An 18,868-nucleotide genomic window follows, 5' to 3' on the forward strand; every position below is an offset into this window, starting at 1 on the left:
TGCCCTCACCCTGCGCTGTGAACCGGCGCGCTGCCCGGCATCCCCAGGCTCGCCTCCCGCCAGCGCGCCCAGCGATAATAGGCCCAGCCGAGCATCAAGGAGACGGCCGCGGAGGCGTTGAAGCTCCACCACAGCCCATCCGCGCCGAGATAGGGATAGCTGGCAAAGTAGAAGCCGATCCGCACCAGGAACAGCGAGAAGGTGAGGATGAACAGCGGCGCCAGCACCACGCCATTGGCGCGCATCGTGCCGAACATGACCGTCGTCACGCTGAACAGCAGGAAGCTCCAGTTGACGATGTTCATCATGTGGCGGCCGATCTCGATGGCGTCGCCGCCACCTTCCAGGAACAGGGCGAGGATGGGCCGCGTGAACAGCATGACGAGCATGATCAGGCTGCCGGTCATCGCCAGATTGACGCCGACGGCAACCAGCGTGGTGCGCTCCACCCGGTCCCACTTGCCCGCGCCGATATTCTGGGCGGCGATGGCGGACACCGCGCCGCCGACCGCCATGGCCGGCATCTGGATGTAGTTCCACAATTGCTGGGCGGCGGCGAAGGCGGCTACGGTGGTGGTGCCCTCGCGATTGACGAAGCCGATGACGACCAGCGTGGAGAGCGAGAAGATCACCATCTGCAGCCCCATCGGCACGCCGCGCCCTGCGACGATCCGCAGCAGCGCCCAATCGGGCTTGAGATAACCCCACTCAGCCCCGCGCAACCGCAGCGGCAGGTCGCGCCAGTAGATATAGGCGACCATTGCCGAGAGCCCGCCGTAATTGGCGACGGCGGTGGCGAAGGCCGATCCGGCGATCCCCATTTCCGGCGCCGGGCCAAGGCCGAGAATGAACACCGGGTTGAGCAGGATATCCAGCAACACGGTGAGGATCATGAACCACAAGGGCGTCATGGAATCGCCGCTGCCGCGCAGGCCCATCATCAGCATCACGAACATCATCGCGCCGGGCAGGCCGAGGAAAACGAAGTGCAGATAGGCGCGGGCGAGGCGGAAGACCTCCGGCGGCGTGGAGAGCAAGGCGAGGATGCGGTCCGACCACAGGAAACCGCCAATGGCGATGACGAATGCCATGCCGAGGCAGAAGCCGATCGCCGAGCCGAAAGCGTGGCGCGCGGCCCGCAGATCGCCGCGCCCGAAGGCCTGCCCGACGACCACATTGGCCGCCATGCCGAAGCCGAAAATCAGCGAGAACATCAGGAACATGATGATGTTCGCATTGGCAGTGGCGGCGAGCGCCGCTTCGCCCAGGAAATGCGCAACCCAGATCGAGTTGATCGAGCCGTTGAGCGTGTGGAGGATGTTGGAAGCGAGCGTCGGCAGGGTGAAGAGCACCAGCGTGCCGAAAATCGGCCCGCTCGTCAGATCCCGCCCGCCACGGATATGGCGGGGGCCGGGCACGAGGCCACTATCCTCGACCAGCGCCTCCGCATCGGGGTCTGCGGCTGGGCGCCGCTCCCCCGAATCGTCCCATGATGGAGTCTCGCTCATCGCTTCGTGCCCACGTCCTTATCCAAGACGCGTCAGAGCAGCCTCCAGACGCTGGAATTCCGCGACTTTCTCGGCATGGTCGGCACGCGCCTTCTCGACCGCTTCGGGCTTGGCCTTCTCGACAAATGCCGGGTTGGCGAGGCGCCCCTCGAGCGACTTGGCCTCCTTCTGCGCGGCATGAAGGGACTTTGTCAACCGAGCGCGTTCGGCCTCGATGTCGATGACACCCTCCAGCGGGAGGACGACGGTCGCTTCGTCCACAACCACCTGTGCCGCGCCGCCGCTCGCCTCGCCGTCGAACTGCCAGGTCTCGATGCGCGCGAGGCGGGAGAGGGCAGGGGTGAGCCGTTCGACCCGGCCGCGCGTCTGCGGATTGGCCTCGTTCACGATGGCGGTGAGCTTGGCGCCCGGCGGCACGCCCAGTTCGGCGCGGGCGGTGCGGATTTCGCTCACCATACGGATCAGCCAGTCGATCTCCGCGCTGGCCTGCGCATCCACCTGCGCGGCGGGCGCCGGCCATTGCGCCACGATCAGGTCATAGGGCCGCGCGCCCTGCGCATGCCACAGCTCCTCGGTGATGAACGGCATGAACGGGTGGAGCATGACGAGAATCTGGTCGATCACCCAGCCGGCGACGGCCTTCGTCTCCGCGTCGATATTGCCCTTGATCAGCTCCAGATACCAATCGCAGAACTGATCCCACACGAAATGGTAGATGGCATTGGCGGCGGCATCGAAGCGCAGGTCGGCGAGAGCCTTGTCCAGCTCGGCGACGGTGCTGACGACTTCGCCGATGATCCATTTGTTGACCGCCAGCGTGGCGGCGGGCGCGGCAACGCTCTCGCTCGCGCCGATGCCGTTGGATTGGGCGAAGCGCACCGCGTTCCACAGCTTGGTGGCGAAGTTGCGATAGCCCTCGACGCGCTTCTCATCCATCTTTACGTCGCGGCCCTGGCTCTCCATGGCCGCCATGAAGAAGCGCAGCGCATCGGCGCCATATTGGTCGATGAGCCCGAGCGGATCGACCACATTGCCCTTGGACTTGGACATTTTCTGCCCATCCGCCGCGCGCACCAGGCCATGGAGGTACAGCCGCTTCCACGGCACCTCCTTCATGAAATGAATGCCCTGCATCGCCATGCGCGCATCCCAGAAGAAAAGGATGTCGAAGCCGGAGATGAGGAGGTCGTTGGGGTAGTGTTTGGCGAGAAGGGACGAAGCCCTCTCCCCTTGAGGGAGAGGGTTGGGAGAGGGGTCGGCGGCGTTAGCCGCCGCGTTCGCGGCGGACCCCTCTCCCTCCGCGCCTGAAGGCGCTCCTCCCTCTCCCTCAAGGGGAGAGGGGGTTCCTTCCGGCCAACCCAGCGTCGCGAACGGCCACAGCGCGGAGGAGAACCACGTGTCGAGCACATCTTCATCGCGGGTAAGCTTGCGATTGCCCGCCTTGGTCTGCGCCTCTTCCTCGGTCTCGGCGACGAAGACATTGCCATCCTCGTCAAACCAAGCCGGAATCCGGTGTCCCCACCACAACTGCCGGCTCACACACCAGGGCTGAATGTTCTCCATCCAGTTAAAGTAGGTCTTCTCCCAGCTCTTCGGCACGATCTCGATCGCCCCCGAGCGCACCGCCTCGATGGCGGGCTTGGCCAGCGTCGCGGCATCTACATACCATTGGTCGGTGAGCCAGGGCTCGATGACCACGCCGGAGCGGTCGCCATAGGGCGTCTGGATCGTGCGGGGTTCGGCGTCGTGTTCGGTCTCGTTGCCCTCCTTGTCCCGGGTGAGGTGGGGGATGAGGAGGCCCAGCGTCTTCAGCTGCTCCACCACCAGCTTGCGCGCCTCGAAGCGCTCCAGCCCGATGAAGTCGGCGGGGACGAGGCCGTCGGCCGTCTGGACGACATTCGCGTGCGCATCGAGCATGTTCAGCATCTGCGCGGGCGCGATGCCGGCGCGCTTGCCGACCTCGAAGTCGTTGAAATCATGGCCCGGCGTGATCTTCACCGCGCCCGAGCCCAGTTCCGGATCGGCATGCTCATCAGCGACGATGGGGACGCGGCGGCCGGTGATCGGCAGGATGACATGCTTGCCGATGACGGACTGGTAGCGCGCGTCACCCGGGTTCACCGCCACGGCCATGTCAGCCAGCATCGTCTCGGGGCGGGTGGTCGCCACCTCAATAAAGTCCTGGCCCTCAACGCCCGGCCCATCGAGGCGCACGCCATCGGCCAGCGGATATTTGAAGTGCCAGAAGCCGCCCTTGACCTCGCGCGTCTCGACCTCGAGGTCGCTGATCGCGGTCTTGAGGCCCGGGTCCCAGTTCACCAGCCTTTTGTCGCGATACAGAAGCCCCTGATTGTAAAGATCGACGAACACCTTCACCACGGCGCGGGTGAAATGCGGGTCCATGGTGAACTGCTCGCGGCTCCAGTCCATCGAACAGCCCAGGCGCCGGAGCTGGCCGGTGATCGTCCCACCGCTCTCATGCTTCCACTCCCACACCTTCTCGACGAAGCCCTCGCGGGAATAGTCGGTCCGCTTCTCGCCCTTCGCGTTCATCTGCCGCTCGACGACCATCTGCGTGGCGATGCCGGCATGGTCGGTGCCGACCACCCACAGCGCATCCTTGCCGCGCAGCCGCTCGTAGCGGATCACGATGTCCTGTAGCGTGTTGTCGAGCGCGTGGCCGATGTGCAGGCTGCCCGTGACGTTCGGCGGCGGATTGACGATGGTGAAGGGCTGCGCATCCGGGCGGGCAGGGCGGAACTGGCCGGTCTGCTCCCAATGCGGATACCATTTCGCCTCAATCGCGGCGGGATCGAAGGTCTTTGCAAGCTCGGTGATGGGCGTGTTCGTCATGGCTGGGGCCTTAATCAGTCTTGCCGCGCCGCGCCAGTGGGTGCGGCAGCGGGCGAGCAGGGGAGAGCTATGGAAGGGTGCAGCGCGACCTTTCCTTCATGGTTCTCCCGCGAAAGCGGGAGTCCAGGGCGGGGAAGGGCGGCGCCATGCGCCCTGGACTCCTGCCTGCGCAGGAGCACTGCTTGTTCCATCCGAAAGGGAATGCAGTCGTCCCGTGACGCTCAGACGCTTATCTGATGTTGGGAGCCGGAACTGTCGCTCTCAAATCTGCCGAACCGCTGCGATGGAGGGCCGCGGCCCGGCCATCATACTCGGCCGGTGATCCGGTCGATCTCGCGCTTCACCATGGCCTCGACCATGCCGGGCAGGTTCTCGTCCAGCCATTCCTTGAGCATGGGGCGCAGCATCTCGCGGACGAGGCCCTCGACCGTGTTGGGCTGGCTGTCTTCCGGGCTGATGAGCAGCCGGGACAGATTGACCAGCGAATCGCGAGCGGCGCGGGCCTTCTCGTCCGAGACGAGCGTGGAAGCCGGCGCGGAAACAGCGGGTGCGCCATCGGCGGACGCCCCAGCGGCCCGCGGCTTGGCGGCGGCTTTGCTTTTAGACTCGGCGCTCTTCGGCTCGGCTTTCTGCTCCACAGGGGCCGGGGCGGGTTTGGCGGGGGCGCTCATCATCGGCTCCTCATGCGAGTCGTCGCTCTCGGCCCCGTCGGCATTGTCGCCGGGCAGCGCGTCCGTCAGCTCCAGAATCTGGTCATCCAGGCTGGCACTCACGCTCGCCATGGCGGCCCGGCGCGGCACGCGCGGTGTCGCGGAAAGGCCGTCCTCCTCGGCGATGATCCGTTTGATGGAAGAGAGAATTTCCTCCATCGACGGCTCGTTCTGCATCGCCCCCATCATGGTTCCTGCGCTCAGTTGGTGTCTGAAGCGTTTACTGTCGCGTTTTGGGCGGCAGAGTCAACCGTGCGGGACGAAATGGGCGCCGGCTTGGCGTCATCGTCCCAGTCGAACCACTTGCCCTTCACGCGCTGGAAGTTGTCGGCCGGGTTGATGACCTGCTCGGGCGCGATGCCGAAGTCAGTCGGGTTGATCCGGCCCATCGCGGCCAGCAGCGAGAAGGCCGCAACATAGGCATTGCGCTCTGCCGTCACGAGCTGGACGCTGGCGATGAAGCTCTCCTGCTCTGCGTTCAGGATATCGAGGATGGTGCGGGTGCCCACGCTGTTTTCGGCGCGCACGCCGCGCAGCGAGAGGCCGCTCGCATCCACCGCCACGCGGTTGGAGGCGATCACTTCATTGCTCGCCTGCCAACTCGAATAGAGCGAGCGGGTCTGCGCGATCACGCTGCGCTCGACGGCGGTCTCGGTTTCCATCGCCTGCTGTTGATAGGCCTGGCTCTGGCGGACCTGCGCGCCGGGCCGGCCGCCCTGATAGAGCGGCAGGGAAAGGCGCGCGCCGACGATCACCTGGCCGCTGTCCTGCGCCTCGTTGGCGCCGCCGCGGGAGGCGAGATCGGTATAATGCTGGCCGCTGGCGAAGGCGGAGACCGTCGGCAGCCGCTGGCCTTTCGCAACGCGCACGTCATAGGCTGCGGCTTCGCGGATGTTGCGGGCCGCCAGCAGATCGGGATTCTGGGCCATGGCGACATCGACGGCTTCGTCGGGCGTCGCGGGCAGGCCGGGCAATTGCGGCGGGGTCTGCAGGTCGACCGGCTCGTGGCCGACCAGCTGGATATAGCGCTCGCGCGCTTCGATCAGCGAGGCTTCGGCCGTCTGCATGTCCGCGCGGGCCAGCGAAAGGCGCGACTCGGACTGGGCGACGTCCGTGCGGGTGAGATCGCCGACCTGGAAGCGATTGTTGGTCGCCCGCAGATTGACCTCGAGCACCTGCACATTGTTGCGGCTGAGGCCCACAACGGACTCCGCGCGGATCACGTCCATATAGGCCGCCACCACCTGCGAGAAGATGGAGAGCTCCGTGGCGCGCAGATCATATTGCCCGGCCTCGATCCGCTCGCGCGCGCCGGCCAGCGCATTGCGCACCCGGCCGCCGGAATAGACCGGCACGCTCACGCTCAGCAGCGTGGTGAGCGAGCGGGAGGGCGCCAGCGGATTGAGCGGCCGCTCATGGGCGAACTCATTGTAGGTGGAGGAGACGCCCACATCCGGCAGGCCATTGGCCTTCTGGATGTTGAAATTCTCGTCCGTCGCTCGCTGGCCGGCCCGCGCCGCGGTCAGCGTCGGATTGTCCCGATAGGCCGCGGCCAGCGCTTCCTGCAGCGTCTCGGCCTGGGCGGGGAGGGTGCTGGTGCTCAGCAGAGCGGCGAGCATCGCGAGGGGCTTGGTCCGGCGGATGAGCATAAGCGGTCGAGGCTTCCGGGTCAGAATGTGAAGGTCTTGGGCCGGGCGAAACCGGGCAGGGGCACGGCCTCCCAATCCACGAAGGCGCGGGCGCCAAAGCCGCCGGTGGTGCGCGTGCCAATGCACAGGCGCGTCACGCCGCGCTCCAGCCGGGCGAACACCGCGCGGCCACCGATGCGCAATTGCGCGACGAGCGTCTCGTCCAACTCCTCGATAGCACCATCGACGAACAGCAGATCATAAGGTGCGCCCTGCGCGAAGCCGGCGGCCAGCGGTCCCTGCTGCAGCGTGACGCCGGCGTGACCGGCCAGCGCAGCCTTGGCGTGGGCGAACAGCGCGTCGTCTTCCTCGATCGCGACCACGGTGCAGCCAAGCCGCGCCAGCAGCGCCGCCGCATAGCCGGTCGCCGCGCCGACTAGCAGCACCTTCTCGCCCGCGCGCGGGGCGGCTTCGACCAGCAGGCGCGCAGTGGCGAGCGGCGGGTTGAGCGCACGGCCATGGGCCAGCGGCACGGCCCGGTCGATATAGGCTGCGCTGCGTCGCTCTTGCGGCACATACAGTTCGCGCGGTTCGGCGAGGATCGCTTCAAGGATCACAGGATCGTTGACGTCGCTGGTGCGCAACTGGCTTTCCACCATCGCACGGCGCATCGCCTTGAAAGTCTGCTCGGTCATAAGCTCCCTGATGACATGGCTGTATTGTATGAGCAATACAGTAATTGGCTTTGCCAGCCTCTCTAGCTTTTTTGCACCGCACAGTGAAAAGTTTTTTAATGCCCCTACGCAGTCTGCGCACCTGTCCCGTCCGTCATGGCGCAAAGCAAGTTGCGTTGCCGAATGAATTGAGCTAGCCGCGCTCCCTCGACCACCCCCGAGGCCCGATGGCGGAGTGGTGACGCAGCGGACTGCAAATCCGTATACGCCGGTTCGATTCCGGCTCGGGCCTCCACGCATTTGCCCTTTTTTCGGCGAAGAACACCGCGTTATGCGGACCATGCTAAAATGGCATAGCGTCCGTCAGGATTCCAGGCTGATGGCCGCCGATGGGCATGGCGCTACCCCTCTCATCGCACCCTAGCAGGTCTGCAGCGCCATGCGCACCGCCGCCAGATCGCGCGCGAACAAAGTCTGTTCCCGCGCTTGCGCCTCGCCGCTCAGGCGTAGCAGATAGCTGGGATGGGCGCTCAGCCAGAGCTGGCTGCCGTCCGCGAGCTGATAGGGTTGGCCGCGCTCCTTGGCGATGCTGGGTGTTCGGCCCAGCAGGGCGCGTCCTGCGCTCGCGCCTAAGGCTAGCACGATCGTTGGCTGAACGATCCGTCTTTCGGCATCGAGCCACCAGCGGCAATGGTCGATCTCCCCGGCGGTCGGGTTCTGGTGGAGACGACGCTTGCCGCGTTGCTCGAATTTGAAATGTTTGACGGCGTTGGTCAGCCGGATCTCGGGACGATCGAACCCAGCCGTCTCAAGATGCCCGTCGAGCAACTGCCCCGCCGGGCCGACAAAAGGCCGGCCCTGCTGCTCTTCGAAATCGCCCGGCTGCTCGCCCACGATCATCAGCCGCGCGTTGCCGGGCCCTTCGCCGGCGACGGCGCGCGTGCCGTTGCAGCCGATCGGGCAGGCCGTGCAGGTCGAGATGCCCTCGGCAATCTCGCCGAGGGACGTCGGGGGCGGGCGCTGGAAGGGATCGGCGCCCTGATCGACCATCTGAGCCTCGCGAGCCTGCGCGCCGGCAATCAGCGCGGGGATCAACGCGGCTTCCGGCAGGTTCTTCCAGTAGCGTCGAGGCATTTCCTTCACCATCATCGCCACCTTGAGGCGCGCCGGATTGAAGATGGAGGCATAATAACGCTGCCAAAGCCCTTCGATCTCGTCTTCGCCGGGGGCATCCCGGGCGTCGGCGCTCGGTCCCTCCGCAAGTTGGGTGCCATCCCAATGCAGGCTGAGATCGGGCGTCAGGATGGACCAGCGCTGGCTTGCAAACCGGTTGAGGAAAAACGGGGCATTGGCGCGCACGATGGCATGATCCGGCTCGAACCAGGCGACGTAGCGATCCGTTCCATCAGGATCATGGGCCAACCGAAACCGCACGAAAGCCCGCATCTTGTGAATGTCGCGGCGTACCTGCCGCTCCAATTGTGTGAGGGCGTGCACATCAGCATCGCTCGTCTTTTCAAGCAGGTGCGGATCGCTTTGCAGACGCCACAGCAGGCGATAGAGCAGCGCCAACCGTGTATTCGAGCTGTGCAGGATCACCTTGCGGGCCAGCTCGATGAAGCGCTTGTTGGCCGTGACCGGGCGGGGTGATGGAGCCGGTTCAGGCGTGTCTTTGGACGCGAACAAATCCCGCCCGCCGTCCGTTGCCGCTGCCCAGCGGATATGCTCCGGAGTGACGCCCTGCGAGACCAGGGCGCGGGCCAGCTCACGCCATGTGTCGAAATCATGGGCGTCCTCCAGCTCGGCATTGAACAGCGCCGGCTGATCTTGGAGCGGGGCCGGCCTCACCCGAACAGTTCCATCTGGCGAGGTGGCGGGGCCAGCCGGGCGCGCAGGTTTGCCGTGTCGATCAAGCCTGTCGGGCGCCAGTCGGCCGTGACGATGAACGGCCGCAACTTCGTCACCGTGCGGGTGAGCCGGGCGAGATCATCCAGCCGCAGGCGATGATGGCGGCGGGCTTGCAGGATGGCAGCCACCGCCCGCGTGCCCAGTCCCGGCACGCGCAACAGCTTCTCGCGCGAGGCCAGATTGATGTCGACCGGAAAATCCTGCCGGTGCCGCAAGGCCCAGGCCAGCTTGGGGTCAATGTCGAGCGCCAGCATCCCGTCATCGTCGGTCGCGGTCTGCACCTCGCTGGTCGAAAATCCGTAGAAGCGGATCAGCCAGTCGGACTGATAGAGCCGATGCTCGCGCATCAGCGGCGGTCGCTTGAGCGGCAGGACGGCGCTGGCATCGGGGATCGGGCTAAAGGCGGAGTAATAGACACGGCGCAGGCGATGGCGGTGGTATAATTCGCTGGCCCGGCCGATGATCTGCGTGTCACTGGCGCCATCCGCGCCCACGATCATCTGGGTGGATTGGCCGGCGGGCGCGAACATCGGCGCATGTTTGAAGCGTTTGCGCGCATCCTCCGCCTCGACCATGGCCGAACCGAGCCGCGCCATCGCGCCTTCGATCTGCCCGCCATTCTTGTCGGGCGCCAGATCGGTCAGGCCGCGTTCGGTCGGCAGTTCGACATTGATCGAGACGCGGTCCGCCCACAGGCCCGCCTGCTCGACCAGTGCGCGGTCAGCCTCGGGAATGGTCTTGAGGTGGATATAACCTTTGAAGCCATGATCCTCCCGCAACGCGCGCGCGACCTCGATCAACTGCTCCATCGTGTGGTCGGCAGACTTGATGATGCCGGAGGAGAGGAACAGGCCCTCGATATAATTGCGCCGGTAGAAGTTGAGCGTCAGCTCGACGACTTCCTGTGCCGTGAACCGCGCACGACGCACATTCGAGCTCTTGCGGTTGACGCAATAATGGCAATCGAAAATGCAATGATTGGTGAGCAGAATCTTCAGCAGCGAGATGCAGCGCCCATCCGGCGCATAGGCATGGCAGATGCCCATGCCTTCGGTCGAGCCGATCCCCTTGCCGTCGCGACTGTTCCGCTTAGCGGTGCCGGAGGATGCGCAGGAGGCATCATATTTGGCGGCGTCCGCAAGGATCGCCAGCCGGTCGGTGATCGTCTCCTGTTTCATTTGTTCTTTATATGTTCCAGGGCGATGCCCGGCAAGCGCCGAGCGGGCCAGCCCGGCTCCGTTCGTCTGAAAATTGCACTGCCATGTGCCTTGCGCTATGCGCTGGGGAAGAGCCCCGGTGTCCGCTGATCCTCGCTGATTCGCGCCGCCGGGGCCTTGATTTTTACAACTGATGAGTAGGCACCCGCACATGTCCCGTCGTCGCCAGATTTATGAGGGCAAGGCGAAGATCCTCTATGAAGGTCCTGAGCCCGGCACGCTGATCCAGTATTTCAAGGATGATGCGACTGCCTTCAATGCGCAGAAGAAGGGGACGATCTCCGGCAAGGGCGTGCTGAACAACCGGATTTCCGAGCATGTCTTCACGCTGCTCGCGAACATCGGCGTGCCCACCCACTTCATCAAGCGGCTGAACATGCGCGAGCAGCTCATCCGTCAGGTGGAGATCGTGCCGATCGAGGTCGTGGTGCGCAATGTTGCCGCCGGCTCCCTGTCCACCCGGCTCGGCATCGAGGAGGGCACGCAGCTCCCCCGCACGCTCATCGAATATTATTACAAGGATGATGCGCTCGGCGATCCGCTGATTACCGAAGAGCATATCGCCTGCTTCGGCTGGGCGAGCCAGGAAGAGATGCACGACATCGCCGACATGGCGATCCGCGTCAACGACTTCATGAGCGGCTTGTTCGCCGGCATCGGCATCCGTCTGGTCGACTTCAAGCTGGAGTTCGGCCGCATCTGGGATGGCGATTTCTCGCGCATCATTCTGGCCGACGAGATCAGCCCCGATGGCTGCCGCTTGTGGGATATGGCCACTAACGAGAAGCTGGATAAGGACCGCTTCCGCCGCGATCTGGGCGGCGAGGTCGAGGCCTATCAGGAGGTCGCGCGCCGCCTTGGCCTGCTGCCCGAGGGCCTTGAGAACGACGTTCTCGATCTGGAGAGCCACCGCAAGAAGCGCGGCAAGTAAGAGGATTGGGCCGGGCGCTTATCAGCGGCGCCCGGCACCCGCGCCTTTACATCGGCGCGCCGGGAAGAACCCAGGCATTGAGGCCCATCCACAGGGCCATGGCGACCATGAACAGGTCTTCGGTCAGCGAGACGAAGCCGAGTGGCACATTGGTTCCGCCGCCGACGCAGGCACATTTGAGGCTGCGTTTCTCCACATAGACGGCCTTGTAGATCGAGACCGCGCCGATGCCGCCGATGAACGCGGCGACCGGTACCGAGAGCCAGGGCAGGGCCCCCGCGAGCATCAGCACGCCGGCGGCCAATTGGGCGAACGGATAGATTGAGGCATAGGGCACCCATTTGCGGGCCAGCAGATCATAGCCCAGGAACATGGTCGCGAACCGATCCACATCCTGCAGCTTGAGCATGGCCAGCAGGATCATCGTCACGGAGATGAAGCGCTCGAGGGTGAGCAGGCTGAGCAGCGGCGCGGCCGTCAACAGATCGATCGTCAGCGCGATCAACGCCGCGACAGCGAACACGACCAGAACAGGCGTATAGCTCGTCGCGTTCGGATCCTTGACGCTGAGGCCCAGGAAGCGGCGCAAGTCATCATGGCCACCGATCCGCTGACCGTCGATGAACACCTGCGGCGTGGTGGTCACATAATGCTCGGCCTTGAACGCTTCCTGCTGGGCGCGGGTTTCGATCCAGCGATCCTCGACATCATAGCCTTTGCTGCGCAGCAGGTGCAGCGCCTTGAGGCCATAAGGGCAGATGTGGCCGGGCATCACCATCCGATGGAGAACGGCCTTACGGCTGCTCGTGGCGCGGGGTTCAGGCATTGACGCTCATCCTTGCTGAGAAGTCCATGCACCCCATATAGGGTCTGTACCACGGTACGGAGTCAAGCATGGCGGCGATGAGCATTTCGGGTCTGGCGAAAGCCGGCGGTGTGGGGGTCGAGACGATCCGCTTCTATCAGCGCAAGGACTTGCTCCCCACGCCCGAGAAGCAGGCCAGCAACGACCTGTCTGGGGGCATAAGGCGCGATGGAGAGGAGGATGTCCGGCGGCTGCGCTTCATTCGGGCGGCGCAGCAGGCCGGCTTTACGCTGGAAGAAATCCGCACGCTTTTGTCGCTCGATGCGGGGCAGGATCGTGCCCGCGCGCGCGCCTTGGCGGAAGAGCGGCTGGTCCAGCTCGATGAGAAGATCGCGCAACTCGAAGCGGCCCGCGCCTCGCTGCGCCAGTTGGCGCGGACCTGTGCCCGTTCCGAAGAAGGGCCGTGCCCGATCTTGCAATCCTTCGGCGTGTAAGAGCTTATCCGGCGGGGAGGCGCAGGCGCACCATCAGGCCGCCCAGATCCTCGCTCTCGTCCAGCGTGACCGAGCCACCGTAGATTTCCGCGACATCGCGGACGATGGCGAGGCCAAGGCCGGTACCGGGCTTGCCGCTATCCAGCCGCACGCCGCGATCGAAGATGCGTTCGCGCGCGGCCTCGGGAATGCCCATGCCGTCGTCCTCCACGAGAATGTCGACCCAGGGCGTACTTTGCACCACGGTGACGAACACGCTGCCACCGCCATATTTGGCGGCATTCTCGACCAGATTGCCAAGCAGCTCGTCCAAATCCTGCCGCTCGACGCGGACGACGGCCGTTTGCGCGCCGTCGCGGTCAATGCGGACGTCCGGGTAGAGGCGCTCCACCGCGCGCTCCACCGCTTCGAGGCTCGGCCACACCAATGTGCGGCTCTGCGCCGCGCCGCGCCGGCCGAGGGCACGGGCACGGGCGAGATGGTGATCGATCTGGCGGCGCATCGTCCCGGTTTCCCGCACCACCGTGGTGGCGAGGTCGGGCGACTGGGCCGTCGCGGCGTTCATCACGACCGTCAGCGGCGTCTTGAGCGCGTGGGCGAGATTGCCGGCGTGGCGGCGGGCTTCCTCCGCCTGCTGCTCGTTATGGGCGAGCAGCGCGTTCAATTCCTCGACCAGCGGCTGGACCTCCCGCGGGAGCGGCACGGTTACGCGGCTTTTCTCGCCATCCCTCATGCGCGCGATTTCGCGGCGGATATGGCGCAGCGGCCGCAGGCCGAAGAACACCTGCAAGCCGGCCAATATGATCAGCCCGACGCCAAGAATGACGAAGCTGTTGAACAGCGTGGCCCGCAGCGCGTGGATCTGCGCGTCCAGGCCCTCGCGGGCCTGCGCGACAATGAAAATCCACCGCGTATTGCTGCCCGGCAGGATTACGGTGCGAGCCATCAGGCGCAGTGGCTCGTCGGGGAACTGGTTGCTGTCCATCCCCTCGCCGGGATTGGTGGTCATACCCGGCGTGACGCGGATCGCGCGATCCCACAGCGAACGCGAGCGCCAATCTTCATGGCCCTGACCGCTGATCTGGTAATAGAGCCCGCTTGCCGGCTCCAGAAACCGCTGGTCGGCCAGCGGGCGGTTGAACAGTACTTCGCCTTCCGGGCCGATCTCCGCCGAGGAGATCATGGCGGTCAGCACATAGGACAAGCCGTCATCGAAGGTGCGCGTGACGGTGCTCACCAGCACCCGGTCGAGCGCCAGCGCGCCGCCGAGCAACAGCAGGCCGATCCAGATGGCCGAGATGCCGAGAATGCGGCGACTGAGCGATCCGGTACTGCGGCTGGAGGCTGGCGGGGGCGCCGTCTCCGCATCGTGCGGCGCCGGTTCAGCCAGCGGGGTCCTCCAGGCTGTAGCCCAGACCGCGAATGGTGGAGATCACATCGGCACCCAGCTTCTTGCGGATGCGCGTGACGAACACTTCGATGGTGTTGGAATCCCGGTCGAAATCCTGATCGTAGATATGCTCGATCAGTTCGGTGCGGCTCACCACCTTGCCCTTGTGGTGCATCAGATAGGAGAGCAGCTTATATTCCTGCGCGGTCAGCTTCACCGGCTCGCCGTTCAGCGTGACCTTGCCCGAGCGGGTATCCAGCCGCACGCTGCCGGCGATGAGCTCGGACGAGGCATTGCCGGACGAGCGGCGAATGAGCGCGCGCAGGCGGGCGATCAGTTCCTCGCTCTGGAACGGCTTGGCGAGATAGTCGTCCGCACCGGCATCGAGCCCCGCAACCTTGTCGGACCAGCTGTCCCGCGCTGTCAGCACGAGCACCGGCACCGCCGAGCCTTCCTTGCGCCAGCGGTCGAGCACAGTCAGGCCGTCGATTTCCGGCAGGCCCAGGTCGAGGATGATCGCGTCGTAGCTCTCCGTCGACCCCAGGAAATGACCGTCCTCGCCATCGGTCGCCAGGTCGACGGCATAGCCGACGCCTTCGAGCGTGGACTTGAGCTGTTTGCCCAAGGTCGGCTCATCTTCGACGATCAGCAGACGCATGGCTTTTCCTTTCCGAATGAGGGAGCGTGCGCAGGCGATCCGGCCGGATCAGCGCGTCCGTCCGATGATATTGCCGGTCTTGCCGTCCACATCAACCCAGATGACCTTGCCATCCTGCTGGAGGAACTGCATCCGGTACACGCCTTCGCGAACGGATGGAGCGACGCCGACATATTGGGCGTCGCTGATCTCGCGCTCGACACGACGCTTGATGATCGAAAACGGCATCACCTCACCATCGAGCATGGCGCGCCGCGCCGCCCGCTGGTCATCGCCCCGCGCAAAGCTCTGCGCCGAAACCGGGAGGCTGGTGGCCGCCAGTGCCATCAGCCCGCCGAGCAGAAGAGAGGATGAAAGATGTTTCATGATGCCGTGTTAGCCATCAAGCATTGAACAAGCGCTGAATGTCCCATCTGTCCCCCGTTCAGGGTTCCAGCATATACTGGACGTTGAGGGAAATCGAGGTGGCGATCTCACCGGGCTCGATCTTGGTCTGCGGTGCCGCTGCAGCAGAGTCGCGCATAGCCATCATCGGCATCGGCGGCGGCGCGAAACCGCCACCTTCGGAGATGCTCACCAGGCGCGCGGTGCGGAAGCCGGTCGCCTGCGCATACAGGTTTGCGCGGGCCTGCGCGGTTTTTAGCGCCTTGGTGCGGGCCTGATCGAGCAGCTTGTCCGGCTCGGCAATGCCAAAGCTCGGGCCGTTGATGTTGGTCGCCCCGGCGGCGACCAGCGAGTCGATCAGATCGCCTGCGCTATCCAGCTTGCGGACCGCGACAGTGAGCTGGTTGCTGGCTTCATAGCCGATGAAGCGCGGACCTTTGCCATCTGTGCGGTCGCTATAATCATATTGCGGGTTGAGGTTGATGCCGCTGGTCTGGATGTCCTTGCGGGCGATGCCAGCCTTCACAAGCGCAGCGATCAGCTTGTCCATCTGGGTGGCATTCTGCGCCATCGCATCCTTTGCTGACATCGCGCGGGTCTGCACGCCGGTGTTGATGGTCGCCATATCCGGCGCGCTGTTCACCGATTCACTGACGCTGAGGCTCAGTAGCGGGCCCTTGGCAGCCTGGGGTGCCGGCGGTTGCGGCTGGGCCGAGACGATCGCCGGCGTCATGAGAGCGGCAGTTGCAGCGAGCAGAATTGGCAAACGACGCATGGAACATTTTCCCTTTTGTGTGATGGCCATAGGAATGGGCTGAAGCTTCTGAACGCATCCTGACCCATCGAGTTTCTTCCCGTTCATCTGGCGCCTCAGCCCTTGCTCCCGCCGCCTGCATCTGTTTTAGCGCCTTGCCATGGCCCCGCCACTTCTTTCCTTCGAGAATCTCGGTCTCATCCAGGGCGCCGGCTGGCTGTTCCGTGGTCTGGACATTCATGTCGGCGAGCGTGATCGCCTGGCGCTGATCGGCCGCAACGGGGCCGGCAAGACGACGCTGCTCAAGCTGATTGCCGGCACGGTGGAGCCGGATGAAGGCAAGCGCTCGGTCGTGCCGGGGCGGCATGTGGTGATGCTGGAGCAGGACCCGGACGTCTCCGCCTTCGCAACGCTGCATGATTTCGCCACGTCTGGCGCCAAGGCGCCGGCGGCGCATGAGGTGGAAGCGATTGCAGACCAGCTCGGCATTGATCTCTCCCGCGCGGCGGCGACCGCATCGGGGGGCGAGCGGCGGCGGGCAGCGATTTGCCGCGCCTTGGCGAGCGAGCCCGATATCCTGTTGCTCGACGAGCCGACCAACCATCTCGACATCGCCGCGATCACTTGGCTGGAAGACTGGCTGACGCGCTTCAATGGCGCATTCATCGTCATCAGCCACGACCGGACGTTCCTCACGCGCCTCACCCGGTCGACGCTCTGGCTCGACCGGGGCAGCCTGCGGCGGCAGGAGATCGGCTTTGGCGGGTTCGAGGCCTGGATGGAAAAGGCCTATGCAGACGAGGCCCGCGCGGCCGAGAAGCTTGACGCCAAGCTGAAGATCGAGGCGCACTGGCTGGAGCGCGGCGTCACGGCGCGGCGCAAGCGCAATCAGGGCCGACTGGCCAAGCTGTGGGAGATGCGCGCCCAGCGCGCGGCGATGATCGGCCCGCAGGGCGGCGCCAAGCTGGAGGTCACCGCCAACGACACCAAAACCAAGAGCGTGATCACCGCCGAGCATGTCACCAAGCAGTTTGGCGACCGCGCGGTCATCAAGGATTTCTCGATCCGCATCCAGCGCGGTGACCGCATTGGCATCGTCGGCGGCAACGGCGCGGGCAAGACCACGCTGCTGCGCCTGCTGACCGGCGATCTGCAGCCCGATAGCGGCACCATCACGCTGGCCAAGACACTGGACGGCATCGTCATCGACCAGCAACGCTCGCTGATGCAGCCGGACAAGCGGGTGCGCGATGTGCTGGCCGAGGGTGGTGACTGGATCGACGTGCGCGGCGTGCGCAAGCATGTCCATGGCTATCTCAAGGACTTTCTGTTCGATCCCTCGCTGGCCGAGGCGAAGATCGGCACGCTCTCGGGTGGCGAGCGCTCGCGCTTGCTGCTGGCGCGGGAGTTCGCGCGCGAATCCAACCTGCTGGTGCTGGACGAGCCGACCAACGATCTCGACCTCGAAACGCTCGACCTACTGCAGGAAGTGATCGCCGATTATGATGGCACGGTGCTGATCGTCAGCCATGATCGCGACTTCCTCGACCGCACGGTGACGGTGACGCTGGGACTGGATGGCTCAGGCCGGATCGATGTGATCGCCGGCGGCTATGCGGACTGGGAAGCCAAGCGCCAGAAGCCCAATGCGGCCGGCAAGCGATCGGCTGCGAAGGCGGATGCACCCGCTGCGCCACCGCCGCCCAAGGCGGCGAAGCTCAGCTACAAGGATCAGCGGGATTACGATCTGCTGCCGGAGCAGATCGAGGCGCTCGAGGCGGCGATTGCGCGCGATGAAGCCGCGCTCGCCGACCCCGATCTCTATACCAAGAATCCCAAGCGCTTCGCCGAGTTGAGCGCGACGATCGAAAAGGCGCGCGCGCAGAAGGATGCGGCCGAGGAGCGCTGGCTGGAATTGGCCGAGCAGGTCGAGGCCCTGCAGGGTTGAGCCCGGCAAGGGCCGCGTGGCGTCCCGCACTCTTTAGCCGGATCGCGCAGATCAAGATTTTCGACGTGCCCAGCCATGGTCGGCGGGGGCGTTGTCGCCGACGAGCATTCAGATGACCAGCACTCAACCGATTCGGGGAATTCTGCTCTGCGCCGCCGCTCTGCTGCTGTTTGCGGCGCTGGATACGACCACGAAAGTGCTCACCGCGCATTTCGAGGCGCCTGTGATTGTGGCGGCGCGTTTCATCGGCAACCTCTTGTTGATGCTCGTCGTCATGGCGCCGCGCGGCGGGCGGGAGATGGTGCGCACGACGCGCACCGTGCTCGTCTGGCTGCGTGGCTGCTGCCTCGCCTGCGCCTCCGTACTGATGGCGCTGGCGCTCACCCGCATGCCGGTCGGTGAAGCGACGGCGATCATGTTTCTCGCGCCGACGCTGGTCGCGCTGGGCGGGGGGCTGCTGCTCGGGGAAGAGGTCGGGCTGCGGGGCTGGGGCGCTGTGTTGCTCGGGCTGGCCGGCGTCGTGCTGATCGCGCGGCCGGGTGGCGGGCTGGATGTGGTGGGCGTCATGCTCGCTTTGGGTGCCGCCATGCTCAATGGCACCTATCAGCTGATGTCCCGCACGCTCGCGGCGACCGAAAAAACCTTCGCGCTGCTCTTTTACAGTGCCGCCGTGGGCAGCCTCGTTTTCGGCGCGGTGGCGCCCTTCTACTGGGCGGGGAGGATGCCGACGCTTCTGGAAGGCGCGCTGCTGGCGTCGCTGGGCTTGTGGGGCGGGGTGGGACATTATCTGTTCACGGCAGCCTTTCGCCACGCCCCGGCTTCGACCCTGGCGCCGATCACGTATCTGCAAGTGCTCTGGGCGACGGTGCTGGGCTGGATCGTGTTCCGGCATGTGCCCGATCCGGTTGCGATTGTCGGGATGCTCACGATCGGCAGCGCCGGCATGTTGATCGTGCTGAAGCGCCGCCGCCGGACTCCGCCCGCGACGGTGTGACCGAACCGGCGG

16 protein-coding genes and 1 tRNA gene are annotated in these 18,868 nt (G+C 65.2%); 5 read left to right on the forward strand and 12 right to left on the reverse strand.

Annotation, left to right across the window (positions count from 1 at the left end; translation table 11 throughout):
- Positions 1-5: 5 nt before the first annotated feature.
- The 5 genes from M2342_RS05770 to M2342_RS05790 all read right to left on the reverse strand — a co-directional run bounded on the left by M2342_RS05770 (position 6) and on the right by M2342_RS05790 (position 7,394).
- Positions 6-1,508, reverse strand: a complete 1,503-nt coding sequence (locus M2342_RS05770; protein WP_264578396.1) for an MATE family efflux transporter — start codon at positions 1,506-1,508, stop codon at positions 6-8.
- 18 nt (positions 1,509-1,526) lie between these two features.
- On the reverse strand, positions 1,527-4,361 hold the full coding sequence (locus M2342_RS05775) for a valine--tRNA ligase (RefSeq protein WP_264578397.1): 2,835 nt from the start codon (positions 4,359-4,361) through the stop codon (positions 1,527-1,529).
- Between the two features lie 305 nt (positions 4,362-4,666).
- On the reverse strand, positions 4,667-5,248 hold the full coding sequence (locus M2342_RS05780; protein ID WP_319801082.1) for a DUF2497 domain-containing protein: 582 nt from the start codon (positions 5,246-5,248) through the stop codon (positions 4,667-4,669).
- 23 nt (positions 5,249-5,271) lie between these two features.
- Complete coding sequence (locus M2342_RS05785) at positions 5,272-6,720, reverse strand: TolC family outer membrane protein (protein ID WP_264576381.1); 1,449 nt, start codon at positions 6,718-6,720, stop codon at positions 5,272-5,274.
- A 20-nt stretch (positions 6,721-6,740) separates the two neighbouring features.
- Complete coding sequence (locus M2342_RS05790; RefSeq protein ID WP_264578398.1) at positions 6,741-7,394, reverse strand: protein-L-isoaspartate O-methyltransferase family protein; 654 nt, start codon at positions 7,392-7,394, stop codon at positions 6,741-6,743.
- Between the two features lie 200 nt (positions 7,395-7,594).
- Between M2342_RS05790 and M2342_RS05795 the strand changes: the two genes are divergently transcribed.
- Positions 7,595-7,668: transfer RNA gene (locus M2342_RS05795), tRNA-Cys, on the forward strand.
- Positions 7,669-7,793: 125 nt separating this feature from the next.
- Here M2342_RS05795 and M2342_RS05800 read toward each other — a convergent pair.
- Together M2342_RS05800 and M2342_RS05805 are read right to left on the reverse strand one after the other, a co-directional pair.
- Positions 7,794-9,221, reverse strand: a complete 1,428-nt coding sequence (locus tag M2342_RS05800) for a UdgX family uracil-DNA binding protein (RefSeq protein WP_413715123.1) — start codon at positions 9,219-9,221, stop codon at positions 7,794-7,796.
- The gene (locus M2342_RS05805) at positions 9,218-10,459 is read right to left on the reverse strand and encodes a putative DNA modification/repair radical SAM protein (protein WP_264578399.1); all 1,242 of its coding nucleotides are present in this window, start codon (positions 10,457-10,459) and stop codon (positions 9,218-9,220) included. The genes M2342_RS05800 and M2342_RS05805 overlap by 4 nt, the downstream gene beginning before the upstream one ends.
- Positions 10,460-10,649: 190 nt before the next feature.
- Here M2342_RS05805 and purC point away from each other — a divergent pair, with 190 nt between their 5' ends.
- Positions 10,650-11,429 (forward strand): phosphoribosylaminoimidazolesuccinocarboxamide synthase, encoded by a 780-nt coding sequence (purC, locus tag M2342_RS05810; protein WP_181560284.1) that lies wholly within the window; start codon positions 10,650-10,652, stop codon positions 11,427-11,429.
- Between the two features lie 46 nt (positions 11,430-11,475).
- Here the strand turns inward: purC and M2342_RS05815 are convergent, their stop codons facing one another.
- Positions 11,476-12,255 (reverse strand): glutaredoxin, encoded by a 780-nt coding sequence (locus M2342_RS05815; RefSeq protein WP_264578400.1) that lies wholly within the window; start codon positions 12,253-12,255, stop codon positions 11,476-11,478.
- Between the two features lie 68 nt (positions 12,256-12,323).
- Here M2342_RS05815 and M2342_RS05820 point away from each other — a divergent pair, with 68 nt between their 5' ends.
- A complete protein-coding gene (locus M2342_RS05820) occupies positions 12,324-12,728 on the forward strand; it encodes a MerR family DNA-binding protein (protein WP_264578401.1) in 405 nt (134 codons plus the stop codon).
- 4 nt (positions 12,729-12,732) lie between these two features.
- On the opposite strand, the gene M2342_RS05825 is transcribed toward M2342_RS05820, so the two are convergent.
- The 4 genes from M2342_RS05825 to M2342_RS05840 all read right to left on the reverse strand — a co-directional run bounded on the left by M2342_RS05825 (position 12,733) and on the right by M2342_RS05840 (position 15,935).
- Positions 12,733-14,037 (reverse strand): sensor histidine kinase, encoded by a 1,305-nt coding sequence (locus M2342_RS05825; RefSeq protein ID WP_181561478.1) that lies wholly within the window; start codon positions 14,035-14,037, stop codon positions 12,733-12,735.
- A 73-nt stretch (positions 14,038-14,110) separates the two neighbouring features.
- Positions 14,111-14,776 (reverse strand): response regulator transcription factor, encoded by a 666-nt coding sequence (locus tag M2342_RS05830; RefSeq protein WP_181560281.1) that lies wholly within the window; start codon positions 14,774-14,776, stop codon positions 14,111-14,113.
- Positions 14,777-14,824: 48 nt separating this feature from the next.
- Positions 14,825-15,142: a hypothetical protein gene (locus M2342_RS05835; protein ID WP_181560280.1), complete on the reverse strand. Its 318-nt coding sequence runs from the start codon at positions 15,140-15,142 to the stop codon at positions 14,825-14,827.
- Positions 15,143-15,200: 58 nt separating this feature from the next.
- Positions 15,201-15,935: an SIMPL domain-containing protein gene (locus tag M2342_RS05840; RefSeq protein ID WP_264573336.1), complete on the reverse strand. Its 735-nt coding sequence runs from the start codon at positions 15,933-15,935 to the stop codon at positions 15,201-15,203.
- A 139-nt stretch (positions 15,936-16,074) separates the two neighbouring features.
- Between M2342_RS05840 and M2342_RS05845 the strand changes: the two genes are divergently transcribed.
- Positions 16,075-17,862 (forward strand): ABC-F family ATP-binding cassette domain-containing protein, encoded by a 1,788-nt coding sequence (locus M2342_RS05845; RefSeq protein WP_264578402.1) that lies wholly within the window; start codon positions 16,075-16,077, stop codon positions 17,860-17,862.
- A gap of 112 nt (positions 17,863-17,974) precedes the next feature.
- Positions 17,975-18,856 (forward strand): DMT family transporter, encoded by an 882-nt coding sequence (locus tag M2342_RS05850; protein WP_264578403.1) that lies wholly within the window; start codon positions 17,975-17,977, stop codon positions 18,854-18,856.
- Positions 18,857-18,868: the final 12 nt, after the last annotated feature.

Origin of the sequence: Sphingobium sp. B8D3A (assembly GCF_025961995.1) — a bacterium.
Classification (GTDB): Bacteria; Pseudomonadota; Alphaproteobacteria; order Sphingomonadales; family Sphingomonadaceae; genus Sphingobium.